Consider the following 18,616-nt stretch of genomic DNA (forward strand, 5'->3'; position numbering starts at 1 on the left):
AAATTTTGATAAAACAGCTTGAACTATGTCATTTGATAATCGATTGTTCTATTTTGTGTTTTAAATTAATAGATTGAAATTAGTCGAGAGGGGTAATTGTCTCTTTACCATCAAAGTCAAAATAACCTGATTCAGAAATTGCCTCTTCAATGCCAAAGTCTTTATTTGCTACTGTGATAGATACATCGCAAAAGTATGATGTATTTCTAACATTAGGGTGTTTTTTCTTTGAGCAGTTGATTTTATCGATGGTCGTTTCTACAAGCCCCATAGTAGCTCCAGTTGCTTCAATGATGCCTTGTTCAACAAGAGACTCAACTTTTTTCGAGTCGTTGCCACAGCCAGTTATAAGAATAGTAGCAAGGCTAATGGTGAAGATTCTAATCGTCATTATGGTAACTTTAATATTAGTTAAAGGTCTTTATTTAAGTCGTCAGTTTGGCTTTGACTAGCCACTAAATCAAACTATTGAGTGTATATATTGTGCGATTGCTCTTGCAAAGACTAGGCTTGGCTTTCCGCTGTATCCAATACTTTGTTGTTAAACTCTTTTGTGCCTTTGTAACCCATAAATAGTGCTACAGCCCAAATGATGAAACTAATTGGAGATGCAATCACGGTAATTGCACATACAATAGCAATGATTAGATTAATAATACCCCACATGACGCTTCCTGCGTACATTTGACCAGCACCTGGAATAAAGAAGCCAAGTGCTATGGCAACAATTGGGTTCTTCATGTTGTTCTTAAGTCTAGCTTCTTTAATTGAGTCGTTCATTTTAATCCCCTAATTAGTGTTTGTGTTCTAAAAGGTTAATCCACGTAGAACAATTAAGTCAAATGCATTAATTGTTTCACTTTTATTTTATTTTTGTTAATTGTCATGGAAGTGTAATAAATTATATTTGTAATAAAAAGTTCTGTCAGGTTTTTTACGTACAACCATTCCAATGTCAATAATTTATTTTGGGTGATTTCTATTTCGTGATTAAAGGTTAATAACCATCTCAATTGCTCGATAATTGATCGCCAAGCAGATGCGTACTGTTTCTATAAACTCAGTTTCTATGGGCTAGTTGAGTTTTAAAAGTGCTTTTTCGAACACTTATGTCTGATTGACTTTTGAGCGCGTCATTGTAGCCATGCGCAAATTGAGTTTGCACTAGAAACCATTTGTAACATAATTTATTGGTGCCGATGAGCGTTCCATTTTTGTGATGTTTGTTCAGATTTTTATCGATGGGTTTATTTTGATTGAGTGAGCTTATGGTTGTAGATAAGGAACTTTAACTAGAAAGTTTGATGGCGGTCACTTTTTTTACTAACCAGATGGTAAGTTTTTTTGTGAGAGAGTGTCTAATTGATTCTTTTTGTTGCAATTTGAGGTTTGTAATCTTCGAACTTAACCAGTTTTTCGGCGTGATAATGAGGTGAATTTCAATATAATCATATATTAACGACAAGATTTGCCCCTTGAACGTTGTAATATCTCAAGCTTAATTGACCACTGAATAGCCCTTTATATCGCGGCATTGCGATTTCAGGTAGTGATAACCAAGCTTGGCTTTCCACTCCGTTATAATCCCATTTTTCAGAGCTGTTACTCTTTCATTTCTGGGATGTCCGTCTTTCCAAAGTGCTGAATTTTTGTGTCGTAAGTCTCCCCCCTCTGAGACGGCGCGGATCTTTCTACGTAAAGAAATAAATAATGTTGGCATCACCTCATTATCGCCAAGCTTTACAAGGCTAATCTAATAACTAATGGCTTCGTGGATATCAACGTCAAAGCTTACGCTATGTTCTCTGCTTTTCGAGCCATGTTTTTCATCTTTTACTCACTCTCTCTAAAGGTCCTGAGTTCTGTTGAGTCTATGGCTATGTGGTGAGCAGCACCTTTATATTTATTCCAATATTTAACTTTACCGTTTGTGAGCGATAGCTTATACAGGTGTAATTAAAGGGGGGGGGCTAACCTCAATCCCCCCACTTATTTATCTTGGTTCGACTGACTTGGAGATATTTTGCAATTTGTGTACGAGAGAGGCCTCTTAAACGTGTGCGAGTAAACGCACACAAATCAATGATGAAAATTGGAAGGGATTGGTATTTCGTAGCAGGTCATTTCGTGAAGGCTGCTTAGTTCACACTAAAATGTAGATGATAGAGGCCCCTTTGCGGAGCCTTTCACTTTGTAACGATAGCTTATTTGATGGCGAAGGTCGGCAATGATAAATGCCAACGAATAGCGCCAAGCCTGATCAATAGTGTTGAGAACACGCCGGCCAGAAATGCAGTTTCTGAGTCGTGCCCCATGCTGATCGCCACGGTATGGAAAGCGCCACCAATGATACAAGCGGTCGCGTAGACTTCACTTCTTAGAATCATAGGCACTTCACGGGCAAGTACGTCGCGGATAATACCGCCACCGCAGCCGGTGATGACACCCATGATGATCGCCACTAGTGCTGAATCTTGATAGATAAGTGCTTTTTCTACACCAATGCCAACAAACACCGCTAGGCCAATCGCATCACATACCGGCAATATCCACCAAGCCAGACGTTTCGGGCGTCTTACAATAATCATGGTCAACAAACAGGTGATGATGATGACCCAAAGGTAGGTGGTATCGGTGATCCAAAACACGGGAGTTGCACCCAATGCCATGTCACGAATTGTGCCGCCACCAATTGCGGTAACACTGCCTAGAACGGCTACGCCAAAGGGATCCATCTTAAGACGGCCTGCGACAAATACGCCTGAGACAGCAAAGATGGCAGTGCCAAATAAATCGATAATATAAAGCAGCATGGAGTCCATGATACTGGTGCTCTTATAGTTAAAATTGTAGGGACAGGTCGGTGGCGAATTGTACGAAAAAACGCAGCAAATAGTTAGTGATTTTGCCTAGCTCTATCGAAGAAATCGCATACTTGTTGGATCGCTTTCAAAGTTCTTGTTGTCGGGCGATTAATCCAGTCTGAATTGAGGGACCAAATCTGATTTTGAGCGACTGCTGGGATTTCATCTTCCCATGTTTGCCACATGGTTCCATTCTCAATCGCGTGCTGAGAAGTGAAGATCACTTGCGGTTTTCTTAATACAACTTGTTCAATACCAACTTGCGGATATGGCGAGGCGCTGTCTTCAAAAATATTGTGTCCACCACAAAACTCAAACACCTCACTTGGCCAGTGTCCTTGAGCAACAGTGATGATCGGCTTTTCACTGAGTTGGTAGAAGTAGTTTACTGACTCGGCATCTTTGTATTTTAGTCTCAAGGCGTTGAGCTGCTCTCTGTATTGCTGAGCGTTATTTTCGCCAATACTTGGATCGCTAGCGTATTGGCTCAGTTGTTCAATATTGGTTGCGATACTGTCTAGGCTTTTGGTCTTGGAGTAGTAAATATTAAAACCAAATTGCTCTAGTTTCGCGAGCTCTCTGGGCGGGTTTCCCGCTGGCCACGCAAGAATCAAATCAGGCTGAAGTGCGATGATCTTCTCAACCTTGATACCTTGATAGTTTGCCACTTTTTCAAGCTTATCGGCTTGTGGTGGGTAATCACTTCGTTCACTTACGGCGACAAGGTTGTTACCTAAACCTGCGCTGTACGCGAGTTCAGTGGCATGAGGAGCAAGGCTGACCACGCGTTGAGCCGGCTGTACTTGTTCTTGAGTCAGTGGTACTTCTTCTGCAAATGATAAAGGCAGCCATAAGCTGGAAGACAAAATAGTAAGGCTTGTAACAAGTGCTGAAGATTCCACTCTAAATCCCTTGGTGAATAAATAGTAAGGCTAGGCTTTGTAAAAATATCCAGATAGCGATGCGACCAAAGAGTAGTTTCTGAACCTGAGATAGATGCAGAGCTGACGGTGCGATTCTTCCGCCTAATTTTGCGCGAATGGCTTTAGTGTTGTCGTAAATCGCAGGGCCACCCAATGATAGTTCAAGCTTGTTGCCAACAGCCGTGATCAACCAGGCTGGGCCGGGTAGTGGCCAAGAGCGACTTTGGACTAACATCATCTTAAATGTGTGCGTTGCTTTATCACCACATACGATCATCAAAGCAAACAAACGCATCGGTATAAATTCGAGAATCGCGACTATCTTGATCGCCGTTGAGCCGAACGGAGAAAATTGCTTGCGACTTGGCGACCAAGCTCGAGCTAACTCGACCACAAGGCGATACATTAACGCAGCGATTCCACCACCAATGGCGTACCAGAAAAACACACAAACTACGTTACGAGCGTAACCCATGATGATGGTTTCTGTGGCGGCTTTGCCGAGGCCAAGTGACGAAAGTGATTCGGTTTGACGATTGACAATCGGAGCCAGTAACTGACGAGCGGCCGCTTTATCTTCTCGGCCAAGTGCTTTGATCAGTTGGTTAGCCAGCTTTTCATTATTGCGCCAATCAATCGCGAGTAATAACAGTGCCAATTCAAACAGTTGAGATTGCCAAACCAACGATTGCAGTGCCAAGAGAATAACCAGAGTTGGCAGTACCATTAACCCCCAAGCTAATGTACCTGAGATTAAGCTTTGGGAATAGTTGTGGTTGTTATTAACCTTGCTTGCTAAAAGCTCAGCAAACTTATGCCATAAGGTCGTGGGGTGTGCGGCATGGGGGATAGGTAAAATTAAATGAAAAAGCAGTGCTCCCCACATCACAAGGAGCACGCCATTTGCAAATACCTGATCAAACAGTGTTTGCATGTCTAGTCGCTTACTTTAGTAGGGCAACCATCTTGATAACCATTTCAGAAGAGCTTTGCGCTGCTAGTGGCAGGAACTCTTCGAAGCTCATTGGTGATTCTTTGTCTGCAACATCAGAGATTGCACGAACAACCACGAATGGTACTTGGAATTGGTGACAAGCTTGAGCGATAGCCGATGCTTCCATCTCTACAGCTACCACTGATGGGAAGTGCTTACGGATGAACTCTTGGCGTTCTGCTGTACAAACAAATGCGTCACCAGTACAGATAAGGCCACGAACGGCGTGCTTATCTTCCATTTGTGCTAGTGCTTGTTCTGCAACAGCCATCAGCTTGTCGTCAGCTTTGAACGCTGCAGGTTGACCTGCCATTTGGCCGATTTCGTAACCGAAAGCCGTAACGTCTGCATCGTGGTGACGAACTTCAGTAGAGATAACCACATCGCCAAGGTTCAGTGTTGAATCAAAACCGCCAGCAGAGCCCGTGTTAAGAACGACATCTGGTTGGTATTCGCTTAGTAGGATTGAAGTACCAACAGCCGCTGCTACTTTACCAATGCCAGATTGAAGCAAAACAACGTCAACACCATTTAGCTGACCAGAGAAAAAGGTACAACCGCCTTTATTAACTTCAGTAATGTCTGAAATTGCTGCTTTTAGGATCGCAACTTCTTGCTCCATTGCGCCAATGATGCCGATTTTCATGTGTAGTCTCTTAATAAATAATATTTAAACAGTAGAGCGAAATTGTAGCATGGATAAGAAGTGTCGAGCGACTGCCCAGAGGCACTTCTCATCCGAATAGTAGTGATTTATCTGCGTATTCTTTTATCTATTTGATTAGGTCTTCGCTTTTCAAGCTAGCACGAAGTTGTTCAGCTCGTTTTCGGTTTACGCCAAAATCAGAATGGCCAGTACGAGACTCTGAACGCACGATCAGTTTGCCATCCGTGATCTTAAGCTCTAAGTCATCGACAAAACGCATGATGCGAGAGGTACATTCAACACGCAGATAATCTTCTGTTTTACTCGCGGTTTTCGATCCCGGTAAGGTTAGTGCAACCTGCTCAATCGCATCCAAGTTCGCTGAATCTGACAACTCAAACGCGGCCAATGCGTGCTGCTCACGGTCATCTTGAGTTGATACGCAGTTTGGTTTGTCTCCACAAGGTGATGAAGTTCTGTCTTTCATGTCCGTGATTCCTTGGCTGCAAGCGGTTAAAGTCAAAAGAGATAGAGAGAGGAGAGCGGCTTTTTTCATAGTGTTTCCTATGGCGTTGTTTTAATTGTAGTTATAGGTATTGGCTTGTTTGCGATTGTTTTACGTATTTTTCGATATGCTTGTGATAAACGTATCTAATTCAAAAAAGGATCCATCATTGGATCCCTTTTTTATAGTAACGGCCTGAGTAATAAAGGATACCTTAGATTAGTCACACTTCTAGGTAGTCCAAGATCCCTTCTGCGGCTTTACGGCCTTCATCGATAGCGGTCACCACTAAGTCAGATCCTCGAACCGCATCGCCACCTGCAAATATCTTGCTGTTGGTGGTTTGGTATTGAAACTCTTGTTTGTTAGGAGCCTTGATGCGACCCCACTGATCGAGCTCCACACCGAAAGGTTCTAGCCATTCCATCGTATGAGGTTGGAAACCAAATGCCATAATTACGGCATCAGCCTCAAGAACATGCTCACTGCCTTCGACAGGTTCTGGACGACGACGGCCTGCTTCATCAGGCTCACCCAAAGCGGTTTTCACGAATTTCACACCAACCACATGACCAGCGCTGTTAAGCTCTAAGCCGATAGGTTGTAGGTTGAACTTGAACTTCACCCCCTCTTCACGTGCATTTTTTACCTCACGGCGAGAACCTGGCATGTTGGCTTCATCTCGGCGGTAAGCACACACCACATCTGCCGCATTCTGACGAATAGAGGTTCGAACGCAGTCCATCGCCGTATCACCACCACCAAGCACGACGACTTTCTTACCTTGCATATCGATAAATGGGGTTGGGTTTTCCAGTTCCATGACCTTGTAGGTATTAGAAATCAAGAATGGCAGAGCATCATAAACACCCGGTGCATCTTCGTTGTCTAAACCCGCACGCATGTTTTTATAGGTGCCGACACCAAGGAAAACAGCGTCGTAGTCATCGACGAGTTGCTGAAGTTGTACATCTTTGCCGACTTCGGTATTCATTTGGAACTCGACGCCCATCTCGCTAAAGATACGGCGACGATTTTCCATGATGCCTTTCTCAAGCTTGAACGATGGAATACCAAACGTCAGTAGGCCACCGATCTCCGGATAGCGGTCAAATACTACGGCCTTCACACCGTTTCGAACTAAGATATCAGCAGCAGCAAGACCTGCGGGGCCTGCACCGATGATTGCGACCTTTTTATCAGTCCATTCGACATGCGACATGTCTGGCTTCCAACCCATCTCAAACGCTTTGTCATTGATGTATTTTTCAATGTTGCCGATGGTTACTGCGCCGAAATCGTCGTTGAGGGTACAAGAGCCTTCACACAAACGGTCTTGAGGACAAACTCGTCCGCAAACCTCAGGCAAGCTGTTGGTTTGGTGGGACAGTTCAGCCGCTTCGATAATGCGCCCTTCATTGGCAAGCTTGAGCCATTGAGGGATGTAGTTGTGGACTGGGCACTTCCATTCACAGTAAGGATTACCACAGTCTAAACAGCGGTCAGCTTGCGCCTTAGCTTGTTGTTTAGTGAAAGGTTCGTAGATCTCTACAAACTCAATCTTACGAATTTTGATTGGTTTCTTCGCTGGATCTACGCGATTCACATCAATAAATTGGTATACATTCTGGCTCATTATTGGCTCCTTCCAATTATTGCGCTTGAACACGAAGTTCAGCAGAGCTGCGGCTTTGATGACCGAGCAAGGTATTAAGGTCCGCCGTCTTCGGCTTCACTAGGTAGAACTTCGGAATCCATTCATCAAAGTTCGCCAGAATAGCTTCAGCGTGTACTGAGCCAGTCTCTTCTAAGTGCTCTGCAATTAAGCCACGCAGATGTTCTTGGTGGATAAATAAGTCAGACAGAGAAAGTGCCTCGACCGACTCGTTATTTACTCGACCTTGGAAGTCTTCGTTCTTATCCATGACATAAGCAAAACCACCTGTCATACCGGCGCCGAAGTTGACGCCAGTTGCGCCAAGAATGGCAACAATACCGCCGGTCATGTATTCACAGGCGTTGTCACCAGCGCCTTCAATCACAGCAACCGTACCTGAGTTACGTACGCCAAATCGTTCGCCAGCCGTACCAGCTGCAAACAGCTTGCCTCCAGTTGCGCCATACAGACAGGTGTTGCCTATGATGGTCGCTTCGTTACAAGTAAATGCGGTGCCTTGGTGAGGCTTGATAACCACTTTGCCGCCAGCCATGCCTTTGCCAACATAGTCATTGGCATCGCCTGTTAGGTAAAGCTCAACGCCGCCTGCGTTCCAAACCGCAAAAGATTGGCCTGCTGTACCGTCGAGATATAACTTGATTGGTGAACCTGCCATCCCTTGGTTGCCGTATCGCTTAGCAATTTCACCAGAGATACGAGCACCAATCGAGCGGTCTGTGTTGATCACGTTGTAGTAAAGGCTGGTGGATTGACGTTTCTCAATTGCATCGAGTGCATCATCCAGAATCTGCTGGTTGAGCTGAGCTTTATCAAATGGTGCGTTTGGCTCGGTCCAAAACAGTGGGTGACCTTCTGGAGATACCGGAGCTTCGAGTATTGAAGAGAGATCGAGCTTGTTCTGTTTCGCGGTGAGGCCTTGAACGGCTTCAAGTAAGTCAGTACGACCAATCAGGTCCGTGAGTTTTTCTACGCCGAGTTCTGCAAGGTATTGGCGAACTTCATCGGCTAGGCCTGTAAAGTAGTTCACCACCATGTCTGGCAGGCCTTTGAAGTATTCGCGGCGTAGTGTTTCATCTTGAGTCGCAACACCCGTCGCACAGTTGTTTAGGTGACAAATTCGTAAGAACTTACAACCCATTGCGACCATTGGCGCGGTACCAAAACCAAAGCTTTCTGCACCGAGAATCGCACCTTTAATCACATCAAGGCCAGTTTTTAAACCACCATCGACTTGCAGGCGGATCTTATGACGAAGCCCGTTAGCAACCAGTGCTTGTTGAGTTTCTGCTAAGCCAAGCTCCCAAGGGCAACCTGCGTATTTTACCGAGGTTAGAGGGCTTGCCGCGGTACCGCCATCGTAGCCAGAAATGGTGATCAGATCGGCATAGGCTTTCGCTACACCAGTTGCAATCGTGCCTACACCCGGTTCCGATACTAACTTTACTGAAACCAAGGCTTTAGGGTTCACTTGTTTAAGGTCGAAAATCAGCTGCGCTAGATCCTCGATAGAATAAATATCGTGATGTGGAGGAGGGGAGATCAGTGTCACCCCTTGAACTGAATATCTCAGCTTAGCGATTTCTGCGGTAACTTTATGGCCGGGCAGTTGACCACCTTCTCCAGGCTTCGCACCTTGCGCGACCTTGATCTGCAAAACATCCGCATTGGTTAAGTAATGTGGCGTCACACCAAAACGACCGGAAGCTATCTGCTTGATACGAGAGTTACGGTCAGTACCAAAGCGTCGAGGGTCTTCACCACCTTCACCAGAGTTTGAGTAACCACCCAAGCGGTTCATCGCCATTGCTAATGCTTCATGCGCTTCTGGGCTCAAAGCACCGATCGACATTGCCGCAGAGTCGAAGCGTTTAAACAGATCGCTGTTAGGCTCGACTTGCTCTAGTGGTAGAGGCTGATCGGCTTTTTTGAGGCTCATTAAGTCGCGTAACATCGCAGCTGGACGAGCATTTACTTGCTTAGCAAAAGAGAGATAATCCGATGTCTCACCTGTTTTTACTGCAGTTTGCAGAGTGCCAACCACATCAGGGTTATAGGCGTGATATTCGCCGCCGTGTACGTATTTGAGTAAACCACCGTGCTCGATTGGCTTACGCTTAGTCCAGGCTTTACGAGATAAGTTATAGATATCTTGCTGGAAATCGCTAAAGCTTGCGCCTTGGATTCGAGTAGTAACTCCGCGGAAACAGAGCTCAACAACATCGGAATGAAGGCCAACGGCTTCGAAAAGCTGTGAACAGCGATAAGAGGCAATGGTTGAAATTCCCATCTTCGACATGATCTTGTACAGACCTTTGTTGATGCCGTTTTGGTAATTTTGCATTGCGGCACGATAATCTTTATCTAAAGAGCCATCATCCAACATTTTACCTAACGCTTCATAAGCGAGGTATGGGTAAACCGCGGTTGCACCGAAGCCAAGCAGCACAGCAAATTGGTGTGGGTCGCGCGCAGTTGCTGTCTCAACAACGATGTTGGCATCACAACGCAGGTTGGTATCAGCAAGCCTTGTTTGCACCGCACCAACCAACATGGCTGCAGGGATCGGTAGTTTTCCTTTATCTAAACCTTTGTCCGACAGCACAACTAAAACCGCACCTTCGCTGACTTCTTGTTCGGCGCTATCACATACTGCTTTGATTGCTTGTTCAAGGTCTTGATGGTTAGGATCGTAGTGCATGCTGAGAATGACATGACGATAATGTTTTTGACTCAACTGCAGAAGCTGCTGCATGTCAGAGTAAAGCAGTACTGGTGAATCAAACGTGACACGATAGGCGTGACCGTCTGTTTCACAGAACACGTTCATCTCTTTACCAATACTGGTCGCCAAAGACATCACGTGTTTTTCACGCAGTGGATCAATCGGTGGGTTGGTGACCTGTGCAAATTTCTGGCGGAAGTAATCAGTAACCAGACGCTCTTTTGAAGAGAGCACAGCCATCGGCGTATCATCGCCCATTGAGCCTACCGCTTCCTGTCCCATATCACCAAGCACACGCAGCACTTGGTCGGACTCTTCGTTGCTCATCGCAAACTGTTTTTGGTAGGTCTTGAGCGTGTCATCGTCAAAGCTGCGCTTACCGACTTGCTCATCTTGCAGCGCAGAAAATGGCGTTAACTTGTGAACGTTCTTTTCCATCCACTCTTTATATGGGTGGCGGCCTTTGAGGTCATTGTCGATCTCATTAGATTGCCATAGCTTGCCGCGGCGAGTATCTATTACCAACAGTTCGCCCGGGCCAACACGGCCTTTCTCTGCGACTTCATCCGGTGCGTAGTTCCAGATACCGACTTCTGATGCGAGCGTGATTAGATTGTCTTTGGTAATCACATAACGCGCAGGACGCAGGCCGTTTCTATCGAGGTTACACGCAGCGTAACGACCATCAGAAAGTACGATACCTGCAGGGCCATCCCACGGTTCCATGTGCTTGGAGTTGAAGTCGTAGAATGCACGTAGATCTGGGTCCATATCTGGGTGGTTTTGCCAAGCGGGCGGCACAAGCATGCGCATCGCTCGGAACACATCCATACCACCGGCAAGGAACAGGTCGAGCATGTTATCTAGGCTTGATGAATCTGAGCCTGTCTCATTCACAAAGGGTGCGGCGGTTTGTAAATCTGGCAGCAACGGCGAAGAGAATTTATAGGCACGAGCCTTAGCCCATTGTCGGTTACCTTCAATGGTATTGATCTCACCATTGTGCGCTAAATAGCGGAATGGTTGAGCCAGTGGCCAGCGTGGTTGAGTATTGGTTGAGAAACGCTGGTGGAACAGACATATTGCAGATTCCATACGTAAGTCTGCAAGATCGAGGTAAAATCGCGGAAGATCGGCTGGCATACACAGACCTTTGTAGACCATTACTTGTGTTGAAAGGCTACAAATATAGAAATCTTTGTCTTCGGTGATCTGTTTTTCAATTCTGCGACGAGCGATATAAAGGCGTCGTTCAATATCGCGTTCACGCCAACCCGCGGGGGCCGAGATAAACACTTGCTGAATATTGGGAACTGAATCTTTGGCAATCGGACCTAATACGTCGGTGTTGGTCGGTACTACGCGCCAACCTGCAACCGTTAAGGTCTCTTGAGCTAGCTCTTTATTGACGATGTCTTGCGCGGATTGCGCTTTGATTGGATCTTGGCTGAAGAAAATCATGCCGACAGCGTATTGCTTGCCGAGCTTGAAGTTATTCTCTTCAGCAATAATTCTGAGATAAGAGTCAGGCTTCTGTAGTAATAAGCCACAGCCATCCCCGGTTTTACCATCCGCAGCGATACCACCACGGTGTGTCATGCGATCGAGGGCTGAAATAGCAGTTCTTACCAACTTATGACTAGGTTGGCCTTCCATTTGCGCTATTAAACCAAATCCACAGTTGTCTTTTTCAAGACTAGGATCATATAGAGCCATTGCAATTCTCCCTTTTGCTTCTCTGTCATCCAGACAGTAAATGACTAACTATTCATATACTTGTTGTTTTTTATAAACTGATAGTTTGCTTTAGCCAGTTAAAACGTTATTGGTTGTGTTAACAAAACCGATTGATTTTATTTTCATCAGCTTTACAACGTATAGCTAATTGTGTTTAAGGTCAAGTTCATGGTTAATTATCATGCATAAACGCGATTAGCCACTTAATAATCTAAAATAGTCGATGGATATCAATGAGATATATAAGGTGAATGTTAACGAGATTTAACATATACAACAGGATGATTTTGAAAACGCCAAAGGCCAGATAGAAAAAAGGCTAGCATCGAGTGCTAGCCAAATATAAAAGTTAGGAAGGGTATTGCTTTTCCTCTAGGCTAACGTAATTGACGTTAGCCCGAGAAATATTATGCGGAAAGCATGAGTGAATCAGCTTTCGCTTCTAAGTTTGAGTTACCCATTAAGAAGTCATCAATCGCAATTGCACATTCACGACCTTCATTAATACAACGTACAACTAGAGATTGACCAGTACGCATATCACCAGCAGCGAAAACGCCTTTCTGGTTCGTTGCAAAACCTTCAGAAGCGACGTTACCGCGCTCGTCCAGTTTAATGTCTAGTTGAGCAAGCACGCCGGTTGGCTCCGGGTGTAAGAAGCCCATTGCTAGGAATGCCATGTCACAAGGAATAACACGTTCAGAGTTCGCGACTTCATCAAAGCCTGGACGCTCACCTGGTTTCGCATCTTGCCAAACGATGTCAGCAATACGTAGACCCGTCACTTGACCTTGCTCGTTACCGATGAACTCTTTGGTTAAGATGTTCCAGTGACGTTCACAACCTTCTTCGTGAGAAGTGGTGGTTTTCATGATCATTGGGTATTGAGGCCAAGGCATGTTTGCAGGGCGCTTCTCTGGTGGGATCGGCATGATCTCAACCTGAGTAATGCTCGCTGCCTTATGACGGTTTGATGTGCCCACACAGTCAGAACCAGTATCACCACCACCGATAACCACAACGTGCTTATCTTTAGCGTGAATCTCTTCTGTTTTAAGATCTAGGTTGTTAGCACGGCGGTTGTTTTGACCAAGGAATTCCATGGCAAAGTGAACGCCTTTCAACTCACGACCAGGGATTGGCAAGTCACGTGGAACCGTAGAACCACCCGTTAGCAATACCACATCAAACTCTTGGCGTAGCTGCTGAGCGTTAACATCAACACCGATGTGTTGGTTAACTTTAAACTCAACGCCCGCTTCAGCCATTAGGTTGATCTTACGATCAATCACGTCCATACCCAGTTTGAAGTCTGGGATACCGAAGCGAAGTAGACCACCGACTTTCTCGTCACGTTCAAATACCGTTACCGAGTGACCAGCGCTGTTTAGCTGCTCCGCTGCGGCTAAGCCAGCAGGACCTGAACCGATAACTGCGACAGTTTTACCTGTGCGAGAGCGTGGTGTTTTAGGTTTTGCGTACCCTTCACGGTACGCAGTTTCGACAATCGTTTTCTCGATATTACAGATAGTGATTGGGTCTTGGTTGATACCAAGAACACAGGCACTTTCACAAGGAGCAGGACAAACACGACCGGTAAACTCAGGGAAGTTGTTGGTAGAGCTTAGGATGTTCCAAGCCTCTTCCCAGCTGTCACGGTAAACCGCATCATTGAATTCTGGGATGATGTTACCAATCGGACAGCCGTTGTGACAGAAAGGTACGCCACAGTCCATACAACGAGAGGCTTGAGTATTGATCTTTTCACCAAACTCTTCGTTAAGTACGAACTCTTTGTTGTCTTCAATTCGAACTGACGGGTCGAGCTTCTTTGGAAGCTCACGACCGTGTTCTAAAAATCCAGTAGGCTTACCCATTATACTGCCTCCACTTCTTCCGTTTGTGCCTGTTGTGCTTCAGCTTTACGCTTTTCAAGAACAGCTTTGTAGTCGCGTGGCATTACTTTAACTAGCGATGCAACACTTGCTTCAAAGTTGTCTAGGAAAGACTGAGCAACTTCACTTCCTGTGAATTCAACATGCTTCGTTAGCATATCTAGTAGAAGATCTTTATCTTCTTGTTCAATTGGATCTAGGTCTACAAGTTCAGAGTTCAGCTTGGTTTCGAAGTCACCCGCTTTATCCCATACATAAGCAACACCGCCACTCATGCCCGCAGCAAAGTTACGACCTGTTGAACCAAGGATAATGGCAACACCACCAGTCATGTATTCACAACCGTGGTCACCAACGCCCTCAACAACAACCTTCGCACCTGAGTTACGAACACAGAAACGTTCGCCTGCCATACCGCGAATGAAAGATTCACCTGAGGTCGCACCGTAGAAACATACGTTACCAACCACGATGTTATCTTCAGCAACGATAGAAGATTTCGCATCTGGGTACAGTACCAAAGTACCGCCAGACAGACCTTTACCCCAGTAATCGTTCGCGTCGCCTTCTACTTCGAACTTAACGCCTTTCGCAAGGAACGCACCGAAAGATTGGCCAGCACTACCGTGGAACTTAACGTTCATTGGTTGTGGTAAACCTTGGTCTTTGTAAACCTTCGAGATTTCGTTCGACAGCATGGTACCAGCAGAGCGGTCCGTGTTGATGATAGGGAAGCTCGCATTCACGGCTTCGCCTTTCTCAAGAGCTGGAATCGCAGCTTGAATCAACTTGCGGTCTAGAACGTCTTCTAGGTTGTGGTTTTGTTGCGTCTGGTTGTAGATACCATCTTCTTCACGTGCCTGCTCAATGTGCAGTACAGGTGTTAGATCTAGGTTCTTGTACTTCCAGTGGCCGATGTCATCACGAACTTTAAGTTTGTGCGATTGACCAACCATCTCATCGATAGAGCGGAAGCCAAGTTCAGCCATTACTTCACGCAGACCTTCAGCCATGTATTGGAAGAAAGTGACTACGTCTTCTACGCGGCCGTCGAAACGTTCACGCAGAGTCTTGTTCTGTGTAGCGATACCAACAGGACATGTATTCTTGTGACACTTACGCATCATGATACAGCCTTCAACCACTAGAGCTGCTGTTGCTACGCCCCATTCTTCAGCGCCAAGTAACGTTGCTACTGCAAGATCACGTGGTGTTTTCATCTGACCATCAGATTGAACAACGATACGGTTACGTAGGCCGTTTTTCAGTAGTGTTTGGTGCGTTTCCGCTAGACCCAGCTCCCAAGGCAGACCGGTATGACGGATAGAAGACATCGGAGATGCACCCGTACCACCATCAAAACCTGCGATAAGTACCACGTCAGCTTTCGCTTTCGCTACACCCGATGCAATCGTACCTACGCCAGCTTCTGATACTAGCTTCACGTTGACACGACCGTTACGGTTCGCGTTTTTCAGATCGTAGATCAGCTGAGCCAAATCTTCGATTGAGTAGATATCGTGGTGTGGCGGTGGCGAGATAAGACCTACGCCCGGAGTCGAGTGACGCGTTGCGCCGATCCAGTCATCAACCTTATCACCAGGTAGTTGACCACCTTCGCCCGGTTTCGCACCTTGAGCCATCTTGATTTGTAGCTCATCAGCGTTAGATAGGTAGTAAGACGTTACACCAAAGCGACCAGAAGCCACCTGTTTGATTGCTGAACGTTCCCAGTCGCCGTTTTCTTTACGTTCGAAACGTGCTGGATCTTCACCACCTTCACCTGAGTTTGATTTCGCGCCAATGCGGTTCATCGCAACAGCCAGTGTTGAGTGAGCCTCATGCGAGATTGAACCAAAGCTCATTGCGCCGGTTGCGAAACGCTTAAGAATGTTCTCGATGGGTTCTACTTCTGCTAGAGGAATAGAGCCTGCAGGGTTCTTGATGAAGTCCAGTTGGCTACGTAGCGTTGCTGCGTTGTCGCCTTGGTCATCAACTGCTTTTGCGTACTTCTTGAACTGACCGTAATCTTTGTTACGCGTCGATTCTTGAAGTAGAGAAATCGTTTCTGGGTTGAATAAGTGTTTCTCACCACGTTGTTTCCACTGGTAAACACCACCAACATCAAGGATCTGAGCTGGAATTTCACGAGCTGGGTAACCAACACGGTGACGAACCAATACTTCTCGCGCGATATCGTCGATCGTCAGACCTTGAATACGAGAAACAGTACCTGTGAAGTATTTTTCAACCACTGATTTGCTAACACCAAGTGCTTCAAAGATTTGTGCACCGTGGTAAGACTGCAGCGTAGAGATCCCCATCTTAGAGAAGATCTTAAGTAGACCGCCGTTAACACCTTTACGGTAGTTATCGAATAACTCACGTGGGTGTACGTTTGGATCTAGCTTCTTAGTACGTTGCAGTTCAACAATCGTTTCAATAACTAGGTATGGGTTAACTGCGTTTGCACCATAACCGATAAGCGTTGCAAAGTGGTGTGTCTCACGAGCGTCGCCCGTTTCAACAACGATGTCACACTTAGCACGTAGACCTTTACGGATTAGGTGGTGGTGAACCGCGCCAACCGCCAGCATTGCTGGAATAGCGGCATGGTTAGAGTTAACCGCACGGTCTGTCAGTAGGATGATAGAGTAGCCATCAATCACTGCGTCTTCTGCGTATTGGCAGATACGCTTAAGTGCGCGCTCTAACTTACCTTGGTCGCCATTTGCTTGGAATACGATATCCAGCGTCTTCGCCTGAAGGTGCTCGTTATCGATTGCACGCAGTTTTTCTAACTCAGAGTTAGACAGTACTGGAGACTCAAGTTCTACTTTTTGACAGTGCTCAGGTGTTTCAGCAAGTAAGTTCTGGTCTTTACCTAGGTAAGTGTTCAGAGACATAACCATGCGCTCACGAATCGGGTCGATCGGCGGGTTAGTTACTTGTGCAAACAACTGTTTGAAGTAGTTTGAAAGGTGCTGCGATTGGTGAGAAAGAATCGCTAGCGGCCAGTCAGCACCCATTGCAGAAAGTGGCTCGTAGCCTGTTTTCGCAAGAGGTAGAATGATTTCGTTTACTTCTTCAGAACTCACGCCAAACGATTGTTGTTTGTGTAGTAGTTTCTCTGGAGAAGGTTGGCTAAATTCGTTGCTCGCATCCGGTAGCTTTTTCAGGCTCAGAAGGTTCTCTTCAACCCACTTTTCGTAAGGTTGTGCTTTAGCAATGCTGTCTTTCACTTCTTCATCAGAAATGATGCGGCCTTGCTCAAGGTCAGCAACGAAGATACGACCTGGTTGTAGACGACCACGGTACTCAACGTTTTCAGGTGCAATCTCAACAACACCAGACTCAGACGCCATTACTAGGAAGTCGTCTTTAGTTACTGTGTAGCGAGAAGGACGCAGACCGTTACGGTCAAGTGTTGCACCTACTTGAACACCATCGGTGAAACATACTGATGCTGGGCCATCCCATGGTTCCATTACGTTCGCGTGGTACTGGTAGAACGCACGACGAGTTGGATCCATGTTTTTGTTTTCTTGCCATGCTTCCGGGATCATCATCATCAACGCGTGTGGCAGAGTACGACCTGAAAGAACAAGTAGCTCAAGTGCCATATCGAAGTTTGATGAATCCGAACTACCTTCCTGACAGATAGGAAGCAGCATGTCGATTTCAGCTTGTGTAAACAGATCCGATTCTAGGATTGCTTCACGTGCTTTCATCCAGTTCAGGTTGCCGCGAACCGTATTGATTTCGCCATTGTGCGCGATGTAACGGAAAGGCTGAGCTAGACGCCAACGTGGGAATGTATTGGTAGAGAAGCGAGAGTGTACTAGTGCTAGAGCTGTCACCATGGTTGGGTTTTGCAGATCTAGGAAGTACTGAGGAACTTGTTCAGTTGTTAGCTGACCTTTGTACACCAATGTCTTGTAAGACATAGAGTTGATGTAGAAGTCATCACCGATATTTGAAACGCTTTCTAGGCATACACGAACCGTGTAGTTACGTAGAACATACAGTTTACGCTCAAGCTCTTCTGGTGTGATACCAGGGCCGCCAGAAATAAATACGTGTTCAAATTGAGGTTCAGTGCTTAGTGGGTCAGCACCAATCATTGAATTGTCCGTTGGAAGTTCACGGTAACCGATAACTTCTAACTCAAGGCGTTGTGCATTGCGTTCTAGAATGTCACGACACTGTGCACGTTTGTGTTCATCTTTAGGGAAAAGTACAACACCAACACCATATTTTTCAAAAGATGGCAGCTTAATTCCAAGCTTTACGGCTTCTTCTAGTAAGAATTCGTGCGGCTTCTGTAGCAGGATACCTGCACCATCACCAGAACACGGATCGCAGCCTTGGCCGCCACGGTGTTCCATACGTGCAAGCATATCGAGTGCTTGAGTTACTACATCATGAGATTTGCGATTCTTTAGATGCGCAACAAAACCGATACCACAAGCGTCATGCTCCAATTCAGGAGTATACAGACCCTGTGAGTTCTGCTCTTGATCTACCATAGATACATCCTTCCAGTTAAATCTAGGCGCAACTTATTTGTATAAAGTCAGCCTTGTCCTTTTATATTTATGGGTCTAAACCTGCCTATGCTGGCGGTTTGAATCCTTTCCGTATCTCGCAGG

Annotated in this window: 11 protein-coding genes and 1 pseudogene; all 12 read right to left on the bottom strand. The window is 45.8% G+C overall.

Features of this window, described 5'->3' with window-relative positions:
- Positions 1-79: 79 nt before the first annotated feature.
- Positions 80-391, bottom strand: coding sequence for a hypothetical protein (locus tag AB4486_RS16545; RefSeq protein WP_102428212.1), 312 nt, complete (start codon positions 389-391; stop codon positions 80-82).
- Between the two features lie 113 nt (positions 392-504).
- Positions 505-780 (bottom strand): hypothetical protein, encoded by a 276-nt coding sequence (locus AB4486_RS16550; RefSeq protein WP_372117806.1) that lies wholly within the window; start codon positions 778-780, stop codon positions 505-507.
- A gap of 668 nt (positions 781-1,448) precedes the next feature.
- Positions 1,449-1,958: pseudogene (locus AB4486_RS16555) on the bottom strand (IS5/IS1182 family transposase); the annotation flags it as partial.
- A 246-nt stretch (positions 1,959-2,204) separates the two neighbouring features.
- Positions 2,205-2,822: a TRIC cation channel family protein gene (locus AB4486_RS16560; RefSeq protein ID WP_017070823.1), complete on the bottom strand. Its 618-nt coding sequence runs from the start codon at positions 2,820-2,822 to the stop codon at positions 2,205-2,207.
- A gap of 74 nt (positions 2,823-2,896) precedes the next feature.
- Positions 2,897-3,766, bottom strand: coding sequence for a vitamin B12 ABC transporter substrate-binding protein BtuF (gene btuF, locus AB4486_RS16565; RefSeq protein ID WP_017062892.1), 870 nt, complete (start codon positions 3,764-3,766; stop codon positions 2,897-2,899).
- A gap of 1 nt (position 3,767) precedes the next feature.
- Positions 3,768-4,721, bottom strand: a complete 954-nt coding sequence (locus tag AB4486_RS16570) for a cobalamin biosynthesis family protein (RefSeq protein ID WP_229647462.1) — start codon at positions 4,719-4,721, stop codon at positions 3,768-3,770.
- 10 nt (positions 4,722-4,731) lie between these two features.
- On the bottom strand, positions 4,732-5,427 hold the full coding sequence (gene mtnN, locus AB4486_RS16575) for a 5'-methylthioadenosine/S-adenosylhomocysteine nucleosidase (RefSeq protein ID WP_012603226.1): 696 nt from the start codon (positions 5,425-5,427) through the stop codon (positions 4,732-4,734).
- 127 nt (positions 5,428-5,554) lie between these two features.
- Positions 5,555-5,983, bottom strand: coding sequence for a DUF1499 domain-containing protein (locus tag AB4486_RS16580; RefSeq protein ID WP_229647461.1), 429 nt, complete (start codon positions 5,981-5,983; stop codon positions 5,555-5,557).
- A 172-nt stretch (positions 5,984-6,155) separates the two neighbouring features.
- A complete protein-coding gene (locus tag AB4486_RS16585; protein WP_372100350.1) occupies positions 6,156-7,568 on the bottom strand; it encodes an FAD-dependent oxidoreductase in 1,413 nt (470 codons plus the stop codon).
- 16 nt (positions 7,569-7,584) lie between these two features.
- Positions 7,585-12,048 (bottom strand): glutamate synthase large subunit, encoded by a 4,464-nt coding sequence (gltB, locus tag AB4486_RS16590; protein WP_372111023.1) that lies wholly within the window; start codon positions 12,046-12,048, stop codon positions 7,585-7,587.
- Between the two features lie 428 nt (positions 12,049-12,476).
- Entirely contained in the window at positions 12,477-13,946 is a 1,470-nt protein-coding gene (locus AB4486_RS16595) for a glutamate synthase subunit beta (protein WP_017066517.1), read from the bottom strand.
- On the bottom strand, positions 13,946-18,493 hold the full coding sequence (gltB, locus tag AB4486_RS16600; RefSeq protein WP_372117811.1) for a glutamate synthase large subunit: 4,548 nt from the start codon (positions 18,491-18,493) through the stop codon (positions 13,946-13,948). The genes AB4486_RS16595 and gltB (AB4486_RS16600) overlap by 1 nt, the downstream gene beginning before the upstream one ends.
- Positions 18,494-18,616: the final 123 nt, after the last annotated feature.

The organism is Vibrio sp. 10N.222.55.C6 (genome assembly GCF_041473395.1).
GTDB lineage: Bacteria > Pseudomonadota > Gammaproteobacteria > Enterobacterales > Vibrionaceae > Vibrio > Vibrio crassostreae_C.

What these genes read in the sequence shown, in the direction of transcription:
- AB4486_RS16545 (WP_102428212.1), bottom strand. Translation starts at nt 391, where the DNA reads ATGACGATTAGAATCTTCACCATTAGCCTTGCTACTATTCTTATAACT.
- AB4486_RS16550 (WP_372117806.1), bottom strand. Translation starts at nt 780, where the DNA reads ATGAACGACTCAATTAAAGAAGCTAGACTTAAGAACAACATGAAGAAC.
- AB4486_RS16560 (WP_017070823.1), bottom strand. Translation starts at nt 2,822, where the DNA reads ATGGACTCCATGCTGCTTTATATTATCGATTTATTTGGCACTGCCATC.
- AB4486_RS16570 (WP_229647462.1), bottom strand. Translation starts at nt 4,721, where the DNA reads ATGCAAACACTGTTTGATCAGGTATTTGCAAATGGCGTGCTCCTTGTG.
- mtnN (WP_012603226.1), bottom strand. Translation starts at nt 5,427, where the DNA reads ATGAAAATCGGCATCATTGGCGCAATGGAGCAAGAAGTTGCGATCCTA.
- AB4486_RS16580 (WP_229647461.1), bottom strand. Translation starts at nt 5,983, where the DNA reads ATGAAAAAAGCCGCTCTCCTCTCTCTATCTCTTTTGACTTTAACCGCT.
- AB4486_RS16585 (WP_372100350.1), bottom strand. Translation starts at nt 7,568, where the DNA reads ATGAGCCAGAATGTATACCAATTTATTGATGTGAATCGCGTAGATCCA.
- gltB (WP_372111023.1), bottom strand. Translation starts at nt 12,048, where the DNA reads ATGGCTCTATATGATCCTAGTCTTGAAAAAGACAACTGTGGATTTGGT.
- AB4486_RS16595 (WP_017066517.1), bottom strand. Translation starts at nt 13,946, where the DNA reads ATGGGTAAGCCTACTGGATTTTTAGAACACGGTCGTGAGCTTCCAAAG.
- gltB (WP_372117811.1), bottom strand. Translation starts at nt 18,493, where the DNA reads ATGGTAGATCAAGAGCAGAACTCACAGGGTCTGTATACTCCTGAATTG.